Annotated in this window: 22 protein-coding genes and 1 tRNA gene; 15 read left to right on the top strand and 8 right to left on the bottom strand. The window is 69.2% G+C overall.

What is annotated here, in order from left to right; all coding sequences use genetic code 11:
• Positions 1-121: 121 nt before the first annotated feature.
• Together IW256_RS26535 and IW256_RS26540 are read right to left on the bottom strand one after the other, a co-directional pair.
• Positions 122-1,219, bottom strand: a complete 1,098-nt coding sequence (locus IW256_RS26535; protein WP_197013546.1) for an alpha/beta fold hydrolase — start codon at positions 1,217-1,219, stop codon at positions 122-124.
• 252 nt (positions 1,220-1,471) lie between these two features.
• Positions 1,472-2,110, bottom strand: a complete 639-nt coding sequence (locus IW256_RS26540) for a hypothetical protein (RefSeq protein WP_197013547.1) — start codon at positions 2,108-2,110, stop codon at positions 1,472-1,474.
• A gap of 155 nt (positions 2,111-2,265) precedes the next feature.
• Here IW256_RS26540 and IW256_RS26545 point away from each other — a divergent pair, with 155 nt between their 5' ends.
• Complete coding sequence (locus IW256_RS26545; protein WP_197013548.1) at positions 2,266-2,637, top strand: DUF2203 domain-containing protein; 372 nt, start codon at positions 2,266-2,268, stop codon at positions 2,635-2,637.
• 90 nt (positions 2,638-2,727) lie between these two features.
• On the opposite strand, the gene glnII is transcribed toward IW256_RS26545, so the two are convergent.
• Both glnII and IW256_RS26555 read right to left on the bottom strand, forming a co-directional pair.
• Positions 2,728-3,741, bottom strand: coding sequence for a glutamine synthetase (gene glnII / locus IW256_RS26550; protein WP_197013549.1), 1,014 nt, complete (start codon positions 3,739-3,741; stop codon positions 2,728-2,730).
• A gap of 154 nt (positions 3,742-3,895) precedes the next feature.
• Positions 3,896-4,774, bottom strand: coding sequence for an exonuclease/endonuclease/phosphatase family protein (locus IW256_RS26555; RefSeq protein WP_197013550.1), 879 nt, complete (start codon positions 4,772-4,774; stop codon positions 3,896-3,898).
• 207 nt (positions 4,775-4,981) lie between these two features.
• Here IW256_RS26555 and IW256_RS26560 point away from each other — a divergent pair, with 207 nt between their 5' ends.
• On the top strand, positions 4,982-5,668 hold the full coding sequence (locus IW256_RS26560) for a DUF899 domain-containing protein (protein WP_231403938.1): 687 nt from the start codon (positions 4,982-4,984) through the stop codon (positions 5,666-5,668).
• 585 nt (positions 5,669-6,253) lie between these two features.
• On the opposite strand, the gene IW256_RS26565 is transcribed toward IW256_RS26560, so the two are convergent.
• Together IW256_RS26565 and IW256_RS26570 are read right to left on the bottom strand one after the other, a co-directional pair.
• Entirely contained in the window at positions 6,254-8,044 is a 1,791-nt protein-coding gene (locus tag IW256_RS26565) for a GmrSD restriction endonuclease domain-containing protein (protein WP_197013551.1), read from the bottom strand.
• 587 nt (positions 8,045-8,631) lie between these two features.
• On the bottom strand, positions 8,632-9,060 hold the full coding sequence (locus IW256_RS26570; RefSeq protein ID WP_197013552.1) for an NUDIX hydrolase: 429 nt from the start codon (positions 9,058-9,060) through the stop codon (positions 8,632-8,634).
• Positions 9,061-9,139: 79 nt separating this feature from the next.
• On the opposite strand from IW256_RS26570, the gene IW256_RS26575 reads away from it, so the two are divergent.
• From IW256_RS26575 to IW256_RS26635, 13 genes are all read left to right on the top strand, one after another.
• Positions 9,140-9,925, top strand: coding sequence for a GntR family transcriptional regulator (locus IW256_RS26575; RefSeq protein ID WP_197013553.1), 786 nt, complete (start codon positions 9,140-9,142; stop codon positions 9,923-9,925).
• A gap of 140 nt (positions 9,926-10,065) precedes the next feature.
• Entirely contained in the window at positions 10,066-10,281 is a 216-nt protein-coding gene (locus tag IW256_RS26580; RefSeq protein WP_149259806.1) for a helix-turn-helix domain-containing protein, read from the top strand.
• Between the two features lie 187 nt (positions 10,282-10,468).
• On the top strand, positions 10,469-11,098 hold the full coding sequence (locus IW256_RS26585; RefSeq protein WP_197013554.1) for a hypothetical protein: 630 nt from the start codon (positions 10,469-10,471) through the stop codon (positions 11,096-11,098).
• Entirely contained in the window at positions 11,095-12,477 is a 1,383-nt protein-coding gene (locus tag IW256_RS26590; RefSeq protein ID WP_197013555.1) for a hypothetical protein, read from the top strand. Before IW256_RS26585 ends, IW256_RS26590 begins: the two co-directional genes overlap by 4 nt.
• A complete protein-coding gene (locus IW256_RS26595) occupies positions 12,477-12,875 on the top strand; it encodes a hypothetical protein (protein ID WP_197013556.1) in 399 nt (132 codons plus the stop codon). The genes IW256_RS26590 and IW256_RS26595 overlap by 1 nt, the downstream gene beginning before the upstream one ends.
• A gap of 437 nt (positions 12,876-13,312) precedes the next feature.
• The gene (locus tag IW256_RS26600) at positions 13,313-14,032 is read left to right on the top strand and encodes a hypothetical protein (RefSeq protein WP_197013557.1); all 720 of its coding nucleotides are present in this window, start codon (positions 13,313-13,315) and stop codon (positions 14,030-14,032) included.
• Positions 14,029-14,211, top strand: coding sequence for a hypothetical protein (locus tag IW256_RS26605; protein ID WP_197013558.1), 183 nt, complete (start codon positions 14,029-14,031; stop codon positions 14,209-14,211). Before IW256_RS26600 ends, IW256_RS26605 begins: the two co-directional genes overlap by 4 nt.
• Complete coding sequence (locus IW256_RS26610; RefSeq protein ID WP_197013559.1) at positions 14,208-14,510, top strand: hypothetical protein; 303 nt, start codon at positions 14,208-14,210, stop codon at positions 14,508-14,510. Before IW256_RS26605 ends, IW256_RS26610 begins: the two co-directional genes overlap by 4 nt.
• Positions 14,501-14,815 carry a hypothetical protein gene (locus tag IW256_RS26615; RefSeq protein ID WP_375708333.1) on the top strand — a complete coding sequence of 105 codons (315 nt, stop codon included), beginning with the start codon at positions 14,501-14,503 and terminating at the stop codon, positions 14,813-14,815. Before IW256_RS26610 ends, IW256_RS26615 begins: the two co-directional genes overlap by 10 nt.
• An 82-nt stretch (positions 14,816-14,897) precedes the next feature.
• On the top strand, positions 14,898-15,266 hold the full coding sequence (locus tag IW256_RS26620) for a hypothetical protein (RefSeq protein ID WP_197013560.1): 369 nt from the start codon (positions 14,898-14,900) through the stop codon (positions 15,264-15,266).
• Positions 15,266-17,542: a DNA translocase FtsK gene (locus tag IW256_RS26625; protein WP_197013561.1), complete on the top strand. Its 2,277-nt coding sequence runs from the start codon at positions 15,266-15,268 to the stop codon at positions 17,540-17,542. Before IW256_RS26620 ends, IW256_RS26625 begins: the two co-directional genes overlap by 1 nt.
• Before the next feature lie 419 nt (positions 17,543-17,961).
• Complete coding sequence (locus IW256_RS26630; protein ID WP_197013562.1) at positions 17,962-19,950, top strand: DUF3987 domain-containing protein; 1,989 nt, start codon at positions 17,962-17,964, stop codon at positions 19,948-19,950.
• A 188-nt stretch (positions 19,951-20,138) separates the two neighbouring features.
• Entirely contained in the window at positions 20,139-21,413 is a 1,275-nt protein-coding gene (locus IW256_RS26635) for a tyrosine-type recombinase/integrase (protein ID WP_197013563.1), read from the top strand.
• 65 nt (positions 21,414-21,478) lie between these two features.
• On the opposite strand, the gene IW256_RS26640 is transcribed toward IW256_RS26635, so the two are convergent.
• Together IW256_RS26640 and IW256_RS26645 are read right to left on the bottom strand one after the other, a co-directional pair.
• Positions 21,479-21,553 (bottom strand) — tRNA-Val (locus IW256_RS26640).
• 53 nt (positions 21,554-21,606) lie between these two features.
• A complete protein-coding gene (locus IW256_RS26645; protein ID WP_197013564.1) occupies positions 21,607-22,515 on the bottom strand; it encodes a proteasome assembly chaperone family protein in 909 nt (302 codons plus the stop codon).
• Between the last annotated feature and the right edge of the window lie 58 nt (positions 22,516-22,573).

A 22,573-nucleotide genomic window follows, 5' to 3' on the forward strand; every position in this document is an offset into this window, starting at 1 on the left:
CCACGGACGCACCCGATTACGGGACCCTAGGGAAACCCTGGAGGTTTTCTTGACACGAGGACGGCCCGGGTGACCGGCGGGCAACCGGACGTTCAAGATCGAGCCGGGGAGGGGGCCGCGTTCACACGGTCGCGGCGGCGTCCCTCCGGGGCGCGCGGATGCCGTGGCGGACGATGCCCTCGTCCAGCCACCGGTCGAGGTGCGCCCAGGTGGTCGTCCGGGCGGACGCGCCGGTCAGCACGCCCAGGTGCCCGCCGGGCGCGACCTCGACGCGGACCTCGGGCGCCCCCGGCAGCAGCCGGGTCACGGGCCGCACGGCGCCCACCGGGGCCAGCGCGTCGTCCCGTCCGGCGATGGCCAGCACGGGCACCCCGACGCGGTCCAGGTCGACCGGCCGCCCGCCGATCACGACCTTTCCTGTGGCCGTCGCGCCGGCCGGCAGCAGCGCCGAGCACATCCGCCGGACGGCGCGCCCGGAGGGGTCCGCCAGCATATTCGAGAAATGGTCGACCGCCTCGATCTGGGCGAGGAAATCGGTATTGTCGAGATTGACGAGAATTTTAAGGGAACGCAGCAGATATTCGTCGAGCGCGGCCAGGCGCCCGGCGTGCCCGGCCACCGGCCGGGGCAGCGCGTCCCTCACCGCCGCCCGCACCCCGCGGGCGAGGCGCGCGCCGAGCGGCGGAGGCGGAACGCGGGCCCCTGGCCCGGCCGGGTCGACCGGGGCGGCGATCATCGCCACCGACGCGATCGGCAGGGCGGGCCCGGCCGCCGCGGTCAGGAGCGCGACGAGCCCGCCGGCGCACCAGCCGACCAGCTGGACGGGCTGCCCTCCGGCGTCCCGGCTGACCGCCCTGATCGCCTCCGGGAGCACCTCCCGGACCCACTCGGCCGCGTCGCCGGCCCGGTCCGCCGGGCCGAGCGGGCCGTGATCGAGCAGGTAGCTGCGGCGCCCGGCGTTCACCACGTGCTCGGCCAGGCTGCCTCCCCGGCGCAGGTCGTAGCAGCGCGCGGGGACCGCCGGAGGCGGCACGAACAGCACCGGCGGCCCGGCCGGGACCAGTCCCTCCGGCCCGCGGTAGCGGTGGAGCGAGGTCCCCCGCGGCCCGTCGCCGACCGGCTCGGAGGGCACCGGGCGCAGATCGGCCACCTGCCCGTGCAGCACCTTGTGAGCGACGTTCGACGCGGCGGCGCCCAGGCTCCGGGGGGACAGAATCATCGCGTGTTCCCATCTCCGTCCGGCGGGTCCTCGATCCGGCGCGGACCTCCACGGACCGGCCTCCGGCCGCCGCCCGCGAACACCGGCCGGGATCACTCCCCGCATTCTTGCACCGGCCCCCGAAACTCCGATATCACCCCGCTGTGAAAGGCGTGTTAATTCACCTTGGCGAGCCTCCGAAGGGGACGGAACGAAATCCGCGAATGGATCGTCCCGGACACCCGGACACCCGGCTGGTCATGGTGCACGTCTCTAGGCGGCGCCGCGCCGCCGGTACGGCGAGGGCGGCGGCTCGGGCCATTCGACGCAGGCCCTGGCGACGCCCGCCAGCAGCCCGACGATGAGGGAGCCGCCCGCCAGGTCGAGCGCCGAGGTGGCCAGGGCCGCCTCCACGGGGACTCGCAGCGTGAACGGCAGGAGGGTCACCAGCGTGACGGCGGTGACGCCGATCCAGAGGAAGGCCTTGACCGGGCGTTCGGACACCGCCAGCAGGACGCGCAGGAGCGCCGTGGCCTGGAGGGTCGCGGTGGACGAGCACACCGCGTAGGCCAGCGCGGCGGCCTCCGCGTCGAGCCCCTCCCCGACGAAGGCGGGCACCTGGATCCCGAGGAGTCCCCGGAAGATCCCCACGCCCGCGAACATCAGCGCCCCGGCGATCAGCGCCGTCCCGAGGCCGCACAGCCACAGCCGCCGCCCGTGCACCCGCGGTGGCGCCGAGATCGCCTCGTGCAGCCGGACGAACTCCTCGTACCGGGCCATCGGCGCCACGGCGGGACCGCGGAGCGTGGCGCGGCACCGGAAGGATCGCTCCAGCGGGAGCCGGTGCGCTCCTCGCGGGATGCCGCGCCCAGGCCGACCGTGGAAGAACGACTCGAACGGCGTCTCTCCCATGAACCAGTGCTACCCCGCCCCCATTGAGGGAACTCCATACCGGTTCAGAGGTTTTGTGGACTTTTTGTCGCTCCCCCGAGGGGCGTCGCGGCGGTCCCGCCGTACCTGGGTAACGTTGCGGGCACCGGCGCATCACCGACCCCCGGGGAGTGATCATGGACATCGCGGAACGGGAGTTCACCGTGGCGGAGGCGCGGGCGCTGATCCCGCAGGTGCGCGAGCACGCGGCCGAGCTCGTCCGGCTGCGCGCCGACCTGGCGGAACTCACCCTGGACCTGCGCGTGCACGGCGCTTCGGAACGCGGCGGAATCCCCGAGGTGAAGGCGTCCGAGGCCCGGCTGGACGAGGAGATCGCCTGGTTCACCGGCCAGGGCATCGAGATCAAGGGCCTGGCGCCGTTCCTCATCGACTTCCCGGCGGTGCTGGACGGCCGCTCGGTCCGGCTGTGCTGGCTGGAGGGCGACGAGGAGCTGGCCTGGTACCACCGCACCGACCTGGGTTTCGCCGGCCGCCGCCCGCTGGAGTGACCCCGGGAAGGACCGGAGGGGATCCCGGAAGCGCCCCGCCCCGGAATCCCCTCGGCTCGTTCGGCCGGCCTCAGGCCGGCCGGGTCCCGATCAGACCTGCCCCTCCTTCTCCAGCGCCTCGCAGCAGGTGCCCGTGATCATGCGGGTCACCACGTACGGGTCGATGTTGGCGTTGGGGCGGCGGTCCTCGATGTAGCCCTTCTTCTCCACCTCGACCTGCCACGGGATGCGCACCGAGGCGCCCCGGTCGGAGACGCCGTAGCTGAACTCGCTCCAGGGGGCGGTCTCGTGCATGCCGGTCAGGCGGCGCTCGATGTCCGCGCCGTAGGCGGCGACGTGCTCCTGCGCCTTGGTGGCGAGGGCCTCGCAGGCGGTGATGATGGCGTCGTAGCCCTCGCGCATCGCCTTGGTGGAGAAGTTGGTGTGCGCGCCGGCGCCGTTCCAGTCGCCCTCGGCCGGCTTGGGGTCCAGGGTGGCGGCGACGTCGAACTCCTCGGCGATGCGGTAGAGCAGCCACCGGGCGACCCACAGGTGGTCGGCGACCTCGATCGGGCCCGCCGGGCCGATCTGGAACTCCCACTGGCCGGGCATGACCTCGGCGTTGATGCCGGAGACCTTCAGGCCGGCCTCCAGGCAGGCGTCCAGGTGCCGCTCCACGATCTCGCGGCCGAAGACCTCGTCGGCGCCCACGCCGCAGTAGTAGAAGCCCTGCGGGGCGGGGAAGCCGCGCTCGGGGAAGCCCAGCGGGCGGCCGTTCTGGAAGAAGGTGTACTCCTGCTCGATGCCGTACCAGGAGTCCTGCGCGGCGTACTTCTCCGCGACCGGGCGCAGCTGGGCGCGGGTGTTGGTCGGGTGCGGCGTGCCGTCGACGAGGTAGACCTCGCACAGCACCAGCTTGTGGTCACCGCCCCGGATGGGGTCCGGGCAGCTGAAGACCGGCTTGAGCACGCAGTCCGAGTTGTCACCCGGCGCCTGGTTGGTGCTGGAGCCGTCGAATCCCCAGTCCGGGAGCTCCGCGCCGTCGGCAAGGATCCTGGTCTTGGAACGGAGCCGCGCGGTGGGCTCGGTGCCGTCGATCCAGATGTACTCGGCCTTGTAGCTCAACGTGGGTCCCTTCGTCAGGTTTCGGCCCTGACGAGGCTGACAATGGGGCATTTCTGACCTGTTGCCCGTATGTGAACGGGGTGTTAAACACCTCGTGACCGGGCCGACAGGGCTGAGACGCTGGTCACACCGCCGGACGGTCGCGTTCCGGCCGTCACCCGCCGAGACTCCACGCGAAGGTCGCCGCGATCGGGTAGTGGTCGGACAGCATCGTGTCATCGGCCGTACGGAACCGCGCGTTCTCGTTGGAGTAGCCGGTGAGGCGCAGCCGGACGTCCCCGCCGTCCCGGAACAGGATCTTGTCGACCACCTCGCAGTCGTCGGTGACCTGGGAGTCGTCGCAGACCAGCGCGGGGTCGCCGGCCGCGGGCGGCACCCCGCCCCGCGCGTCCGCCACCCAGGCGTCGGTGAACCCGCCCGCCGCGACCAGTTCACGGATGTTGTCCTCGGCGCGGGTGTAGCGGGTGTTGGTGTCCCCCATCACCACCACCGCCCGGCCCGCGGAATGCGCCGTGATGTACGCCGAGATCTGGCTGATGTTCGCCCGGCGCGCCGCGAGGTCGGCCTGTGCCGTGCCCGCGTTGGCATGGAGGTTGTAGAGGTCGATGGAGACGCCGTCCGCGAGCTGGAGCCGCTTGTAGGTGAATCCCTTCGGTGTCAGGCAGTCGGTCCAGTTACAGGAACTCCACTTCACCCGCCGGAGGTCGCTGTAGGGGAAGTCGGCCATCGTGTTGAGCCCGCTGCCGAACGGCACCCCGCCGCTGGTGGGCGTACGGTACGGATGCTCGTCCGTGCTGTAGAGGTCGGCGTGGTAGTTGAAGTCCTCCTGGACGTTGACCACGTCGTAGCCGTTGACCCGTTCACCGATGGGCTTGGTGTTGTGCTCGGGGTCCCCGCTGGAAAGCCAGGCGGGCAGGCCGGCCACGTTGTAGGTCAGGACGGAGAAGGTCCCGCCGGGTTCCGCCTGCGCGGTTCCGGAGACCATCGACAGCGCCAGGGCGACGGCCGCCGCCGAGAGCAGGGGGATGCGCATGATCGTCCTTTCGCGGCCGGGGTGAGCCGATCTCCGTCCACTCTCCCCTCGGCCGCCGACCCGCGATAGTCACCGAGGCGACAAACAACGGGCGGTCCCACATCCCCTCCGTACGACCCGGACGGAACCCGGCCGGAGAACGATGAATCCGGTGAACGGCCGAGGTCCATACGTACGGACCGCAAATCGTGAACCTCGGAGGAGCCCATGACCGCCAAGGCACTGCCGCCCGTCGTCGACGCCGAGACCTGGCGACGCAGTCTCGACGAGCTGCGGGTCCGGGAGAAGGCCGCGACCCGGGAACTCGACGCGATCGCCGCCCAGCGCCGCCGGATGCCGATGGTCGAGATGCCCGACTACACCCTGGAAGGCGAGGAAGGACCGGTCAGGCTGGCCGACATCTTCGGCGACAGGTCTCAGCTGATCGTCTACAACCACATGTGGTTCCCCGGCGAGACGTGGCAGTGCCCGGGCTGCACGGGGTTCACGTCGCAGTTCACGCGGCTGGAGTTCCTGGACGCCCACGACGCCCGGTTCGTCATCGTCACCCAGGGCCCGATCGACGAGGCCCTCGCGTACAAACGCCGGGTCGGGAACAAGATGACCTGGTACTCCACCGCCGACAGCCCGTTCGGCGCCGACGTGGACGCACCGCCCGGCGGCGGCTTCGCGGTCAACGTCTTCCTGCGGGACGGCGACACCGTCTACCGCACCTGGCACACCAGCGGACGCGGCACCGAGCAGCTCAGCCACACCTTCGCGCTGATCGATCTGCTGCCGTACGGGCGGCAGGAGGAATGGCAGGACTCGCCCGAGGGCTGGCCGCAGTCGCCCACTTACAGCCGGTGGCCCGGCTCCGAGGCCATCGCCGCGCGCTACGGCACGGACGCGTGAGCCGCCGGGCCCGGCGGGGCGCCGCGATCGGCCTCATGGGCTGACGGCACGCCAGGGATGCGAAGACCCCGTTTCCAAGGCTGGGAACGGGGTCTTTCCGCTGGTGGGCGCGGCAGGTTTCGAACCTGCGGCCACTCGCTTGTAAGCCAAGCTCACCCGGGGTCGACGCAGCTCGCCACCCTGCACAGCAGTACCCCACGGCCCACCAACGTCCGCCCGCGTCCGCCGCGACTGTCACTCAGTTAGACACTCACTTCGCGCGACCATGCATGTTGGACGACAGCCCCTCGTCTCACGCGGTCGTCCAGAACCGACAGTCCGCCAGCCCCGTCGTCCGCCGAAGACCCCAGAAGAGGCACCCACCCCTCGGACGCCGAGATTTTAGGTCAGGGACTATCGCCACGTGCTCACGGGCGCCGCTCCGCGTCGCCAGCGGCCGCCCGCCCCGGCGCGCCGGGCATGCGGCCTGTCCCGTCCGGTCCCGCCGCACCGCGTCGCCCGACCACCACTGAAGGATCATCAAGAGTAGGCGAATGATCGACTGCCAGCCGGCCCTACGTTTTGAAGCTTGTGTGTATGCGGATATCAGGAGAAGCGCTTAAAGAGCCTGCCCACATCACGAGTCGGAACCTCGATCGTGCTAGATCCTTGACGCTCATACCACTTATCGAGGTAAGAAACGGGATGGCCGGCTGATCTAATAGTGAGGAGCAGCACCGTTTTCCCGTGGTAGTTTGCCGGTCGCATATCGCGAAGCACCTGAGATAGGAGGTCGGGGTCAAGTGCAGAAGATCTGACCTTTTCACCAAAGAAGCTCATATAGCCATCCAATGAGCTTCCATGTGCGCCGAATTCGTGATCTACGCCAGTGATCCAAAAATCTTGATCACGCACGGGCGTACTGCCGTGTAGTTGCTTCACACGGTCGGCATCCTTTTTATTGTCGGCAATTCCGATTATTACATAGCCGACAGCTTCTTGTCCATCGTTTGCGATGGCCGACAGCGCTTTCATGATCCGCTGAAATCCGCGACTATCGAATTCCGCGTTGGCGTCGAGCGAATGCAGGCCTTGTTTAAGTTCGAAGAGGCTATGCTCGGCGAGTGCTGCTCGCAGTAGTCTGTGAATTCGCGTTTCATTTGCCTCAAGGAGTACGTCCCGCTGACCCATTGCCGGAACGGTAAGGTCTCGAAGCACCCCCGCTACGGCCGCGATGTTTTCACGCTTGTTCTCTGCAGACCAAGTGCCGCCGCCGGCTGTGATGTTGAAAACCCGATCGCCGATTCCATCGAGAACCCTAATGAGGGCCCATTCGTCGGACACCACTCGATTCTCGCGAATTAGGAGCGTGTAGAGAGCCAAAAAAATAGTGGCATAGTATCGGGGGACTCGCTGCCTAGGTGATCGGAATACGAGTTGCGAAAAACTTTTTCCCGACTTCTTGAGGATAGTCTCCAGTACGTTATGCACGTGTTCAAAACGACTCCGGATGAGTTCCCCACCCTCGCGCTGCACCGCCGTTTCGATACGGTCGCGCCTACTCTCCTTAGAGTCGCCGGGCTTTAGTCCGTAGTACTCGTCTAGCGTGTCGGAGGCGTAACGAGGCACCGAATCGAGGATCATCGTTGCCAGTAGATCTGCAACGATCTCTTCATCTCGAGACTCCCGCACCTGATCTCTTTCGAGAATCTTGTTTCTAACCCAGAACACGTCTTCGATATAGACTCCTGGGCCAGTCGAGTCGCTCGTGATGCTGATCGATGGCATGTTCGTAAGTTGAATTAGGTCTCGCACGGATATATCGCCTCTCACAAAAGAAGAGACGTCCCGCACCAAGTCCGCAAAATTCGAGATTGCGCCGGCCTGACGAATTTCTTGCCGCGACAAGTACCGGCCATTCGAGTTAATTCGCCGAAAAACTTCTTCTACAAGTGCTTCGTCGGGCGCTCGATAAGTGGACATGGGAAGAACATAGTTTGCGATGCTCACACATTCACGTCGGTCTAGGATCGGCTCTTGCTGAACAAGTATTCCTTCGTCGCGGCGCAACTTTGTCTCGGCCAGTGTTTCAAGATCGAAATATTGGCCGTCAATGGCATACTGATTCTCAATAAAAGAGAAGATTGAGTTTAGACGCTGTAGGCCGTCAATAATCTCTAGCGTCGTTGTGCCATTGAGAGTGCGCTCGGCCGTTAGCACCAAGGGTACTGGTAGTTGTTTTCTGAGAGAGTCGATAAAGGCGGCTTTCTCGCTGATGGCCCACACAAGCTTTCTTTGATATCTCCTATTGACAACAAAGGCTTGATTGACGTAGCTATTGTAAAGCGTCTGAATATTCTCACCTCGAACGATGAGAGTGCTGCTAAGCTCTGCCATTTCACTATCCTTAAGATTAATTATCTACTACCTGTAAATGCTAAGCGTCCAACCAGGTGGGCGTGGACGCAAGATGAGTGGCAAGTTAACGTACTATTATGGAGCCTTGTGAGCTCATTGGGGTCAAGAGTGGGTAACAGTTAAGGGGCGCTACGATCATCGGCCTCCTGATTGCCAGCCAACAGCGATTGAGTAGTCCGCTCGCCGTTTCTGTCTGAGATGCCTCGATGATCTCGCGCGAACGATCGGCACCGTTGTGCTCGGGACTGGAAGCAAACTAAGACTAGCGATGCTGGAGCTTGCCCGCATCAACAGGACAGAGGTTTTCCGAGCAGACGCGCATCTTCGATCGGGCGTGTGTGAAGCGGGGGCCTCGCGGCCCCCAGCCCCCCGCGGGCCGGCGGGCACGCCCGCGCGAATCCGTCTGTCACAGCGTCTCGTCGTTCGCGCAGGCGCACCCTCCGGGACGGGCGTGGGTGCTAACGGCGGTGCTGACAACAGGGTCGGATGATCTTGGATGGGTGTGGACGTCCGGGAGGTTAAGGCGCTGGTCAGCGGGCACGTGGGACATGCATCGGACAACGGCATCAGTCGAGGACGTGCAAGCCATCATGTTGGCGGATGGGGACGGTTGAGGGGGTGGCCAGGGCGTCTTGGACTCGGATGGCGAAGGCTTCGTCGGCCAGCTCGGCTACCTGCTCCGCTGTGACCCAGCGGAAGTCGGAGGTTTCGTCAGACTCTCGCAGGGAGCCGGCCTCGGCCCTGCAGCGGAAGACCAGGGCGACGATGCCGCGGGGCATGTTCTTGTAGACGCCGGTCAGGGCGATCGGCGTTACCTCGAGGCCGGTCTCCTCCTGGACCTCGCGGCGGAGGCCGGTGATGATGTCCTCGTCTTGCTCCAGGATGCCGCCGGGCGCTTCCCAGTGGCCGTTGTCTCGGCGCTGGATCAGGAGGGCGCGGCCCTGGTCGTCGACGACGACGCCCGCCACGCTGACGGAGTGGCGACTCTCAGGCATCACGCAAGCTCCTTTGAGCAGGTCCAGGTAATAGACTCACGCTAGTACACGTACGTACGAGTTGAGGAGTTGGCTGCAGGTGGGCGAGCTGGGGTTGCCGGATCTGGATGCCACGAGCGATCGGCCGGTCTTCAAGCAGATCGCGGACCACCTGCGCGCGGCAATCGACAGCAAGGAGCTCGGGCCGGGCGAGAAGCTCCCCTCAGAGAGCCAGCTCATTGGACACTACGACGTTGCCCGGATGACGGTTCGGCATGCTCTGCAGATCCTGCAGAGCGAGGGCCTGACGGTGGCCGAGCACGGCAAGGGTGTGTTCGTTCGGTCGCGGCCGCCTGTACGCCGGCTGGCTTCCGACCGCTTTGCTCGTCACCATCGCGAACAGGGCAAGGCCGCCTTCATCGCCGAGGCCGAGGACGCTGGCGTGAAACCGTCGGTCGACTCCATCGAGATCCAGGAGAGCAAGCCGGCGCCCGAGGTTGCGGCGAAGCTGAATCTTGCTGAGGACGAGTTGGTGATCGTGCGGGCGCGGCGATACCTGCTCAATGGGCATCCGGTCGAGACGGCGACCTCATACATCCCTGCCTCGATCGCCCGCGGCTCGCAGATCACGCAGCCCAACAGCGGGCCTGGTGGCATCTATGCCCGACTGGAGGAGCTCGGCCATCGTCTCGACCACTTCACCGAGGAGATCCGGGCTCGCATGCCGCTTCGGGACGAGGCTCGAGCGCTGAAACTCGCGCCCGGGGTGCCGGTGTTCCATCTCGTGCGGACGGCCTATGACCAGGACGGATGCCCCGTCGAGGTCTGCGACACGGTCATGTCGAGTGACGCCTACGTCCTCTCGTACGAGCTTCCTGCCCAGTAGCGCTTGACTCATCTAGACGAGTCGTGTCACGGTTCTCCCATACTCATCTAGACGTCTAGGTGTCCTGCCGGACGCTAGTGGACACGTATGGCCCTGGCCGGTTCGGACCGGCCTGGGTCGGCATGGGAGGTCCCAATCCGATGACCATCACGAGTGCAAGTGCCGCTGAGACGGCACCGCCGGCGCGGCTGTACCGGGTCAGTGAGGCGATGGAGCTGCTGTCGCTGTCCCGGAGCGTCATCTACGAGCTGATCCGGTCGGGTCGGCTGCGCTCGGTTCAGGAAGGCCGTTCGCGGCGGATCCCGGGCTCGGCCATCGCGGAGTACATCGCCTTGCTGGAGAGCGAGGCCAGTTGATGGAGGCGCTCGCCGAGGTCTTCGACCTGGTTGAGGTGTCGCCGGCCTATCCGTGCCGGGGTGCCTCGCTGAACGTGCGCGCCTATGTGCAGGTGCGGCTCAAGAGCCCGGAGAAGTAGAGCGGCCCTCGTCATGGCGACGCAACCGCCTGACGAGGGCCTTGATCGGACCTTGGAGGTCCAACCCGATGAACCTTCATTCTGACACCTCAGCGGGCCCGTTCTGGGTCGATGAGGAGTACGACCGGGAGTACGCCAGTGATGGCGTGTCCCGGTACGGCGCCTACGTCCGCGACCGGCTGGCCAGCTCGTTCGCCGAGTGCTGGGAGACGTGGGGAGAGCCGTCGTCCAGGCGCGTCGAGTTCGCGTCGGCGGCCTGGCGGACGGCGACCGGGCCCGTGATGGCTCCCGGTTACGTCCGCAGCAGCTCCCGGGTGCTGGGCGCCCGTGTCGAGCGGAACCAGTGGGACGGGTCGCTGATCGCGGCGGTGAGCCTGGTGGCTCCATGGCCGGCGGCTCTGGCCCGGTCGTTCGACTGGCAGGGCGGCCGACGCTGGCGCGACTGGCCTACCGAGCTGCGCGGTGACGGCTACGAATTCGTGGAGCCCACCGAGCAGGACGTGGCTGGGGCGCCGTTCATGCAGGCCAGCCTGGCGCTGACCTTCGCCGTGCCGGTCGACCGGCTGCCGGAGGCTCCCGAGGGTCCCGATGACGGTGTGGAGGACTGCGCCCGGCAGGCCGTTGAGGGCCTGGTCGTGGAGCTGAACCGCGCGGTCGGGCCGGTCGTGGACGTTCTGGCAGGAGGGCGTTCGCGATGACGATCCTCAAGAGGAGGTCGGAGGCCAACGCCGACCCGGTCAACCCCGAGCAGCTGGCCAGCGAGCTGCAGCGTCGGCGCGAGCTGGCGGACGCGCGGCGGGCGGACGAGCTGCAGCGGGCGCGTGCGGAGGCCGGCCACGGCCGGGCTCGGGCGGATGTGGCCACCGAGTCGCGGCTGGCGGAGCTGGCGCGCGCCGAGCGTGAGGCCGATGTCCGTGCCGAGGCGGAGCTGGCCCGGATGTACCGGGAGTTCCGCGCGGCCGGTGAGCGGACGCGGATCCGGGCGGTGATGGCGCGGTCCGGGGAGGCCCGGGCGCTGCGGCTGGAGTGGCTGCGGGCTCGGAACCTGCGGGTGCTGGTTCCGGTGCTGGTCGGGTTCGGCGTCTGGTCGACGACCGGGGTTCAGCAGGGCGCCGCCCGGCTGATGGGCGTGCACGCCGACAGTCCGGTGTGGTGGACGCTGTGGGGCCTGGAGGCCCTGCTGATCGGCGCGGTGTGCTGGATCATCGTGTGTCGCGGCAGGCTGGCGGCGTCCGGCGGCACGCTGGCGCGGCAGGCCGAGAAGGTCGGCTTCGGGTGCCTGTTCACCTCGATCGTGCTGAACCTGGTGGCGGCGGTTCCCGCCGGCGACGCTTCGCAGGTGTCGGGGTGGGCGGTCGCCAGCTCCATGTTCGCGCACGCGCTCGGCCCGGTCGGTGCGGCGGTGACGGCTCACTTGATCGGCGTCATCGACCAGTCGATTGCCGAGGCCGACCCCTGGCACGACCAGGACGGCCAGGCGGTGCCGCGGCTGGCCAAGATGGAGATGCGTCCGCGCGAGGATGCCTCCGCCGGCAGCGTCCGCGTCGGCACTCGGCCAGGTGCCTCCGGCAGTGCGCTTGATGCCGGTGCGCAGTGCAGTCCTGAGGGCGTCGCTGCCGGCCGTGCGGCCGTATGGCCTGTCCCCAGCGGGCAGCGGCTGATGCTGCCGGTCATCGCCCGTCCCGAGCCCGCCCACACACCCGCCCCGGACGGTGAAGCGGATTCGCGAACCGGGGGTGACCTGGCGCGAGAGCCGAGGTCGGCAGCGCCTCGTAAGCGGCGGCCGAACAAGGGCGTCCGGGTGCCCGAGAGCGCCAAGCCCGCGCCGCGTCCGCTGACCGATGAGCAGCAGTGCGAGCGGCTGGTGGCGGCGATCAACCGCGGTGAGGTGCCCGAGGACGCGTCCATCCGCCAGGTGCAGAGCGCGCTCAACGTGGGGTTCGGACGCGCCAAGCGGATCAAGGAGCTGTACGCCGAGCGGCTCGCCGACCTCCATCGCGCCGTCATCCAGGCGCTCCCCGAGCGGGACGAGCCGCCGGCGCGTGCCGGGCTGACCGTGGTGGGAGGCGAACGGTGATGACGACGCTCCGGACCGGCCATGCGGTCGGGTCGCCGTACGAGTTGGACTTGCGGCGCCGACTCAACCAGGCCCGGCAGGACCTGGCCGAGGCCCACGCCGAGCTGGCCGCGCGTCGAGACCAGGAGACGGCGTTGCGTACGCACCTGGAGGCGTTGGCGGCCGAGGCCCGGTCGGCAAGGCAGGCCTTCACCGAGCTGCACGTGGCCTACGTCGAGCTGCTCACGCATGCCCGCGCGACCGTCGCGGCGGCCGTGCGCGGGGAGCCGGCCCCGGCCGCCTACGTGGCCGACCACCTGGAGGAGATCGGGTTGCCGCCCGGGCCCGGTGCCGTGCCCGAGCAGGTGGTGGCCGAGGGGCTGTCCGTCGCCACCCATGTGAGCAGGGCCGCCGGCTGACGTCCGGCCGCCCACCGTCGCGGGCAATCCGGTCCGCGACCAGTGAAAAGGGCCCCGCCGACGGTCCCTAGGAAAGACAACGGCGAGGCCCACCTCGAGAGAGGCAGGTCCCAGTATGTCCGACCAGACCAAGTCCAGCAGCGGCGGAACCGCGACGGCGCCCACGTCCTCGATGTGGGGCAAGAAGGGGCGCGGCTACCCCGAGCTGGCCAAGGGCGGCAAGAAGTGAGCGGCACGGCGTGCTGCCCGAAGTGCGGTAGCGCGCAGAACGTGACCTACGGCGGCCGCGAGGGATCCACCGGCCCGAGCCAGGACGTTTGGCGCTGCTCGAAGGACGGCGAGTTCCGCACCACCGCCCGCTGACAACGACAGGTAGGGGCCGGACCTGGCGGAGCCGGCCCCTTTCCCCCTTCCACGACACCACAGGAGCTTTCTCGATGTTGAAGACCATCCCCAGCGTCGTGCGGTCACGGATCGACCGCGCGGCCGCCCGGCACCGGTACGCCGGGCTGCAGGACACCTTGAACGAGACCATCGACGACCTGTACGCCGCCCAGGACCACGACGACCGTGCCGCGCTGCTGGACTACGCCGCGCAGCTCATCGAGGGGCTGGCCGAGCTGCACACCGCTGCCTGGGGCGGCGAGCCCGACGCGGACGGGCGGCCGGTGGCGGTGTCGCTGGCCGGCCAGGCGGCGCTTCTGCGTCAGGTCGCGGCGACCGAGCGCGCGGTCATCGGGACGCTCACCTGGCCGGTCGGTCAGACGCCGCCGGACGCCGAGCACGCGGCCGAGCTGCTCGCCTGGACGGAGCTGGCGCACACGTCCGCGCCGGACCGGCGCGCGGCGTGCCTGCGTCGGCTGTGTGTTCTGGCCGCCGAGCACCTCGGCGAGCGCGCCGCCGAGGTCCTGGCCGTGCTCGCCGAGGTCGAGGAGCACCGGGCGACCGGCGGCACGGTCCCGCCGACTCGTCCCCGCTACGTGCTGCCTCGGGTGTTGGTCGGCGCCTTCCTGGCGCTGCTGGCTCTCATCGGTCTTGCTCCAGGGCTGGACGCCCTGGGCCGGGTCCTGCTGCTGGCGGTTGTCATGGCGGCGACCTATGGCGCGTTGTGCGTCTACGTCGGTGTCCGAGGCCGGTCGCAGCGGGTGGCTCGGTGAGTGCGCGGACCAGGTCTCGGCGTTCCCCGGCCCGGGCGGTGCTGGCGTTCCTGGTCGTATTCCTGGCGCTGTGGGCGGCGCTGACCACCTGGACGGCGATGTACGGCAACGCCGCCTGCATGGCGGCGGCGCTGACCGCGTGGTGGGTCGCGCGCCCTTTTGCCCGGAGGCGGCGGTGAGCGGCGCGCACAGCACCGCCACCGGCGGAGCCGGGTTGGCCCGGCACTTCCGAATCCAGCCGCCGCCCGGCCCGTCCACCTGGGAACGCCTCAGCCCCGTCGCCTACGGCCTGCTGGCGGTCCTGGCCCTGGTCGCGACAGCCGTGGATGCCCTGGTGACCGCGCTGCTGGGTGTGGCGCCCCTGGGGCCGCGGCTGCGTAGAGCGGGGCGGGTGCTGGCCGATGAGTACCGGGCCGGGCACGCCGGCGCGGTGGATGCCGACGTCGTCGACGACAACGAGCAGGAGGTATGGCGGTGAACAACATCAGCGAGCTGGCCCGGATCGAGTTCCGCGGATCGTTGGGCGAGGCGTTCAAGAAGTACAGCCAGGAGCTGGAGGCGCTGGCCGACCGGTGGCGGACCGAGCTGGAGATCGCCGCCGTCGACGCCGAGGCGGCGATGGGCTCGATGAAGGGGCACCTGCTGCTGTTCGGCCTGGACTCCAAGGTCCGGGCCCGCCGGGTCGCCAAGCGTCTCAAGCGCGCGCAGGACCTGGCCGCCTCGGTGGGCGACAGCGCGGACCAGTTCCAGCGCTCGTACCGCAGGCACTTCATTCCGTCCTAGCCGGCGCCGCGGGGCGGCCGCCGCTCGGGCGCCGCCCCCGGCCTGGCCGGGGTTGCGACCACAGACCAGGAGGACAACGCAGATGGGTTCGGGAGCGCAGCGGCTGGACGAGATCGCCGCTATCGAGTTCGGCGGCAAGGTGCCCAAGCAGGTCGCCGCCTACGCCAAGGCGACGCAGCGGTTCGCGCACGACCTGGCGCGGGAGCTGGACGCCGCGGAGGCGGCCGCCGACGCCGCGATGCGGCAGCTCAAAGGGCACCCGCTGCTGGCCGGGGTGGACGTGGCCGTGCGGGCGTGGCGGGTGTCTCGGCACCTGCGTGAGGCCCGGGAGCTGGTCGAGGGGATCAGCGCCGAGGCGGTGAAGTTCAACATCCAGTTCCGCAACGAGTTCCTGGCCGGCGACCAGCGCGGCACGAAGAAGAGCGAGTACAGAGGCGAGGTTGATCTGTGATGGCACGCAAGACCCAGAGCCTGCAGCTCGTACAGGACGCCACGATGGAGCGCATCGCGGTGTCGGCCGTGTCGAAGGTGGGCGTGCTGGTGCCGCCGTGGGCGGTGCTCGGCCTCGAGGCCGCCGGCGGCGCGGTCTCGCACGCGATGTGGGGCGCTCCCCCGGCGGTGACGTGGGCGGCGGCCGGATGCACGCTGGGCTCAACGCTACTGACCGCGCTGACCTGGATGGCCACCCACCGCCGCCGGATGCTCGGCCGGGTCCACTCCACCGCGACCACGGCCTCGGCGACCACCTGGTTCACCGTCGCCACCATCACCGGCGTGACCGCCGACGCCACCGCCGGCGCGCTGTTCTTCGGAGGCGCCACGCTCGCGCTGAGCTGGAACATCCGGACGGTGATCCGCGCCCAGGGCGACGGGGACGGGACCGGAGACGCGCTCGGATCGCTATTCGACCGGGCCAAGGAGCAGGCCGGGCTCAAGGGCGCGCGGGTGCGGGCGGTGGAGGTCACCGACCACAAGGTCAAGGGCCAGATGCAGCTGCCGCCCGGGGAGAAGACCGCCGACGACGCCGTCAAGGTCACTGCCCGTATCGAGTCGGGCATGCAGCTCCCGCCCGGCAGTGTGATCGTGGCTCGGGACGAGGACCGCGCCGACCGGGCGCACGTCACCGTGTCCGACCCCCGCGCGATCCGCCGTCCCATCATGTGGCCCGGTCCGTCCCGGCCGGGCGGGTCGGTGGACGAGCCGCTGCGGATCGGGATCTACCAGGACGGCGACGAGGTCGAGTACCGGTTCGTCGGCCACCACCTGCAGATCATGGGCATGACCGGGTCCGGCAAGAGCATCGGCGGAGCCTGGAACATCGTCGGCGAGATCATCACCCGCACCGACGCCGCCGTGTTCTCCATCGACGTGTCCAAGGACGACCAGACCATGGGGCCGCTGCGTGAGGGCCTGCACCGGTTCGAGACCGGGAAGGCCGGCGCGGTCGACCTCATCCGGGCGATGCACGCCGCGATCCCCGAGCGCACCAAGTGGCTGGCCGCCCACGGCTACCAGGCGTGGGAGCCCAGGTGCGGGCTGACCTACTGGTACCTGCACATCGAAGAGGTCCCCAAGCTGTTCAACGAGCTGGCCGGTGAGGACGAGGAGCGGCTGGCCGAGATCCTCAAGGAGATCCGCTCGGCGGGCGGCAGCGTGATCCTGTCGCTGCAGCGCGCCGACTACACCCAGATCCCCACGCTTATCCGCTCGCAGATGGCCAAGATGTGCTTCGGGCTGTCCGACCCCGACGACGTCAAGTACGGCGTGTCCGCACGCCAGCGCAAGGCCGACGTCGAACCGCACGAGTGGGAGGACCACTACCCCGGCATGGCCTACCTGGACGGCAAGAGCGTCCGGGCCACCCACTACGCGATGCCGCTGCGCACCTTCTCCTGGGGCACGGGCAGCGCCGAGGCCAACGCTGCGATGGCCGCACACGCCGCCGCCTACCCCGCGGCCGCCAAGGACGTCGACCCGTTCACCGCCGACCTCAGCCACGTCCAGCCCGCCTCGGCCACCGTCTCGGCCCCAGCCACGTCGGCGAACGCTCCCCATGCGGCCGTCGTCCTGGAGGACGAGCGTGAGGCATTCGCGGCCGAGTTCGCCGAGCTGCTCGGCGACGCCGCCGAGCAGGTCATCGCCGTCCAGCACGCCTCACCGCAGATGCTGCAGCGCAAACTGCGCGTCACCCGGGAGGACTCCCTGCGCCTCCTCGAGGCCCTGGAGCGCAAGGGCATCGTCGGCGCCGCCGGCGACGACGGAGAGGCCCGCCCGGTCCTGGTCGCCGCCGACGACGGCACCGAGACGGCCGCCAGGCTGCGCGACAACGGCGACCCCGTCACGGCCGCGCTGCGCACCGAGGACCCCGATCCGGCCGTCATCGCCGGGGCCGGCGACCCGATCCAGGAGCCGACCGACGCCGAAGCCGAGGGACTGGTCACCGAGAACCAGGACCGCGACCCGATGACTCCGGCCGCCGCGCGGGGCCTGGTGCACGACTGGCTCCGCCACCGCCAGCAGGCCGGGCGGCCGTCCTTCACCGCCTCCGACGCCGAGCTGACCGCTGTGCGCAACCGCACCGGGAACGGCCGCGCCTGGACCTACAAGGTCCTCAAGGACCTGACCGATCGCGGCGTCCTGCGGACCGACAAGTCCGGCAGCAGCACCACCTACACCATCGCCGACCTGTCGCCGCTGGACCGCGACGACCTCGGGCAGGCGGCATGACGCCGCCGAACGTGACCCCGTCCAAGGGCCCGGGCATCTCGCGTGCGGCTGCGCGTGGGAGCAAGCGCGCCGCGCGGATGATCTTGTCACGCGCGTGTCACGCCGACCCGTCACGCCTGCGTCACGGGCAACGTGTCACAGCGTCACAGCGCCTGTGACCTGTAGCTCTCTCCCCCAGCCCCCGCCCACGGCCTCAACCGTGTCACGGGCTGCCGCCAGCCGGCCCTTCCCCGATCTGAGCTGAGAAGCAGACCCCGGCCACCGCCCGCGGTGGATCGGGTCTCTCTCGGCCCGCCAAGTCACATCCGCCCCGTTCCGCTCACCAGTCGCGGACGGCCTCGTCTCCGCCGTGGAGGACCCATGAGATCCGCTTGGGCAAGCCCGCCCATCCGGCCCGCCGCCTCGAGGACGGTCACTCGATGACCAAGCCTCCGCTTCGCGTCGTGGACGGCGGCCAGGACGACGGGCAGGACCTGGCCCGTGCGCTCCCTCACGACCTGGGAGCCGAACGGCAGGTCCTGGGAGCGATGATGCTCTCGGCCCGGGCCGTGGCCGACGTCCGCGACGTCCTCGACGGCAGTGAGTTCTACCGCCCGGCCCATCAGGACATCTGGCAGGCCGTCTGCGACCTGGTCGACCGCGGCGACCCCTGCGAACCGACCGCCGTGGCGGCCGAGCTCGGCCCGCGCCGCCTCAGCAAGGTAGGCGGCGGCCCCTACATGCACACGCTCATCCAGGACACGGTGTCCTCCGCCCAGGCCGGCTACTACGCGCGCCGGCTGGCCGATCTCGCCTACGCCCGGACCGTCGCGATGACCGGCATCCACCTCACCCAGCTCGTCCACCAGGCGGCCGGCGGCGACACCAACGACCTGCGCAGCGCCGTCACCTCCGCCGTCCAGGAGATCACCGCACCCGACGCCCGCGGCTGGCCGGAGCCCACGCCGCTTGAGGCCGCCCGGGAACTGCCGACGTTCCCGCTGCCGATGCTGCCGGACTGGCTCGCCGAATACGCCGCCCGACTGGCCGAGCAGACCCAGACGCCAGCCGACCTGTCCGGCTGCCTCGCCCTGGCCGTCCTGGCCGTCGCCGCCGGCGGCAAAGTCTGGGTGCAGGCGCGCGGCTGGCGCGAGCCGACCAACCTGTTCACCGTCGTCGCGCTCGGCCCCGGAAACCGCAAGTCCGAGGTGTTCTCTGCGATGACCGCCCCGATCCGGGCCGCTGAGGCGCGGCTGCGCGAAGAGGCCCAGCCGTACATCACCGACATCGCCATTCAGCGGCGCATCGCCGAAGCCGACATGGAGAAGGCCGAGAAGGCCGCGATCAACGCCATCGACGCCATCGTCCGCGAGCAGCACCTGGCCGACGCGCGCATCGCCGCCGAACGGCTCCAGGAACTGCAGGTGCCGGCCGAGCCGCGGCTGTTCTCCGACGACGCGACACCCGAGGTACTCACCTCGCAGCTTGCCCAGCAAGGCGGGCGCATGGCCGTCCTATCTCCGGAGGGCGAGATCTTCTCCATCGCCGCCGGCCGCTATAGCGGCGCACCGAACTTCGCCGTCCTCAAGCACGGCCACGCCGGCGAGGGAATGCGCATCGACCGCGTCGGACGCGCCTCGGAGGTCATCGAGTCCGCGCATGTGACCCTCGGCATCTGCACCCAGCCGGACGTCCTGGCCGGGCTCGCTGACACCCCGCAATTCCGCGGCCAAGGCCTCCTGGGGCGCCTCCTGTACTCCGTCCCGGCCTCACTGCTGGGCTACCGAGACGCCAGCCCGGAACTCATCCCCGCGCACATCGCCCAGACCTACGCCGACACGCTCACCAGTCTCATCACCAGACTTCATGGCCTCAGCGAACCGGTCTCCCTCACCTTCAGCGATGCGGGCACCACCGCCGTCCAGGAGCTGCTGCGCGAAACCGAACCGCGCTTCCGGCCCGGGAACGACCTGGCCCACATGCCCGACTGGGGAGGCAAGTTCCCGGGCGCCGTCGTCCGCATCGCCGGCCTTCTCCACCTGGCCCACCACCGTCACGGCACGTGGACCCGGCCCATCAGCGCGGAGACGTTCGCCTGTGCGCGCCAGATCGGTGAGTACTTCCTCGCGCACGCCCAAGCGGCGTACGACCTCATCGGCGCCGATCCCGACCTGGCCGACGCCCGCGCCCTGCGCGACTGGATCGCTCGCGCCGGCGTTCACCGCTTCACCGCCAGCGACGCCGTCCAAGCCCTGCGCCCCCGCTTCCGCAAGGTCGCCGACACCGAGGCGGGCCTGCGCGTCCTGGACGCTCATGGCTGGATCAGACGGCTCCCCTCCACGCCACGTGCCAGCGGGCCTGGCCGCTCCCGCGCCACCGTCTACGAGGTCCACCCGCACGCCCTCGAAGACGCCCTCAGAGGCACGTAACCGCGTCCCGGCGTCCGCTACGCACGGTGACCACTGTGGAGGCCCGGACCTCAGACGGGCCGCTACATGCCTGCAAGGAATGCAGAGAAATCAATTGTTCTGCATTTCCTGCATACCTGCAGCCGCACAACCGCTCCCCCATACCCGACCGGCGTCACCCAGCGTGACGATCCTCGAAGGAGATCACGATGCCCAGAACCACCGTCGTCACCCCGGACGAGCCCGACGACTCGAACGCTCCCAAGAAGAAGCGCCGACCTCAGGGAGACGGCGGGCTGTACTGGGACAAGAGCCGGCGCCGCTGGATCGCCTCGGTGACCGTGGGCTACACCCCTCAGGGCAAGCGCATCGTCCGCAAGGGCAGCGGCAAGACCAAGACCGCGGCGAAGCAGGCCCTCCGCAAGGTGCTGCGCGACCACGAAGACGGCTTGCCATCAGAGCCGGCGAACTACACCGTCGGCGAAGCCGTGGAGTACTGGCTGCAGCACGGACTCAGCGGGCGGTCAGAGCGCACCGTGAAGATGAACCGCACGTTCGCCGAAAAGCACGTCATCCCGTCCCTCGGTGCCCGCAAGCTCCGAGAGTTGACGGCCGAGGACGTGGACACCTGGCTCACCGCGAAGTCCAAGGACCTCAGCACGCGTTCGCTCAAGCTGATCCACTCCATCTTGAGCCGTTCGGTGCGCAAGGCCATGGCCCAAGACAGAGTGCGGCGCAACGTCGTCGACTTGTGCGACGTCCCCGAAGGACGTGAAGGCCGACCGTCCAAAGCGCTGAATCTCACGCAAGCCAAGGCGGTGCTCGACGCGGCCCGGAGAGCCGAACCGCGAATCGCCGCCTACATCGTCCTTTCCTTGACCACCGGAGCCCGCACGGAGGAAATGCGCGCGCTCGCGTGGGACCACGTCGTCGCCTACGTGGAGGGCACCTCCCGGTGGATTCCCGTCCGGGAGGCCGGGTGGGAGCACGACGCCTACGCGATGTACGTCTGGCGGTCCGTCCGCAAGAAGGGCGACACCAAGACCAGGAGGTCCCGCCGCACCTTGAAGCTCCCCCACATCTGTGTCGAGGCGCTCAAGCGGCTCCAGGAGCACCAGGAGCACCAGGAGCACCAGGACGACAACGCCGGCGAGGCACCGGCCGAGCACGAGCTGGTCTTCTGCACTCAGAGCGGCCGCCCTCTGTCGGCCGGCAACGTGCGGCGCGACTTCCGCAAGGTGCTCGACAAGGCCGGGCTGGTCGGCGCCGAGTGGGCGCCGCGGGAGATGCGGCACAGCTTCGTGTCGGTGCTGTCCGATCACGGCATCCCGATCGAGGACATCTCACGGCTGGTCGGCCACCGGAGCACGACGGTCACCGAGACCGTCTACCGGCTGCAGATCCGGCCGGTGATGGAGCAGGGCGCTACCGCCATGGACGGCATCTTCGGCGACGCCGGCGACGCAAGAGGTCAGGAGCCGTAGTCACCCAGTTAGTCACTCACAAGATCAAAGGCCATGATCCGCGAGAGCGGATCATGGCCTTGACGTGGTGGGCGCGGCAGGTTTCGAACCTGCGGCCACTCGCTTGTAAGGCGAGTGCTCTACCCCTGAGCTACGCGCCCTGGGTGACCGGGCAAGCGTACCGGGTCCGGCGGGGCGATCGCGAAACGGATTCTCAGGGCGAGGCGTCGGGACCGTCCTGTTCGGCGAGGAAGCGCTCGAACTGGGCGGCCAGCTCCTCGGCGGTGGGCATGTCCTGGGACTCGGCCAGCAGGCTCTCGCGTTCGGCGGCGCCCGCGAACGCGTCGTACTGCTGCTCCAGGGCGCGGACGACCTTCTCCACCTCGTCGTTGCCCGCGACCTGTTCGGCGATCTCGGCGTCGGTCTTGGCGGCGGCGGCCCGGAGGCCGTCGGTGGGCAGGACCAGGCCGGTGGCGGTGACGATCGCCTCCAGGACGGCCAGACCCGCGGCCGGGTAGGCGGACTGGGACAGGTAGTGCGGGACGTGCACGGCGAAGCCGAGCGCGTCGTGGCCGGACTCGCCCAGCCGCAGCTCCAGCAGGCCGGCGGCGCTGCCGGGGACCTGGACCTTGTCGAACCAGGACGTCTTGGTGATCAGCTCGGGACGGGTCGCGTGCGAGGTCATGCCGACCGGGCGGGTGTGCGGGACGCCCATCGGGATGCCGTGGAACCCGACCACCAGGCTGACGCCGAGCCGTTCGACCAGGGCGCGGACGGCCGCGGTGAAGCCCTCCCAGAGCCGGTCGGGCTCGGGGCCGGTGAGGAAGAGGAAGGGGCTGCCGACCTCGTCCCTCAGCAGCCGTACGACCAGTTCCGGGGCGTCGTAGGAGGCCCAGTGGTCGCGGTCGTAGGTCATCAGCGGCCGGCGCGCCCGGTAGTCGATGAGCGAGTCGACGTCGAAGCGGGCGACGACGCGGTGCTCCAGCGAGTCCAGGAGGTGCTCGCGGACCAGCTGGCCGGTCGAGCCGGCGTCGACGAAGCCGTCGAGGCTGTGCAGCAGCACCGGCCCCGCCATCTCCGGCAGGTCGGCGTCCAGCTCGTACAGATCCTCAGGGTTCAGCACCGTCTCCCCCACATGTTCACTCGACAGTCTCCAGATTAAAGCCTGTGATCTGCCGTGG

The sequence above is a fragment of the Actinomadura viridis genome (assembly GCF_015751755.1).
In the GTDB taxonomy this organism is placed as follows: Bacteria; Actinomycetota; Actinomycetes; order Streptosporangiales; family Streptosporangiaceae; genus Spirillospora; species Spirillospora viridis.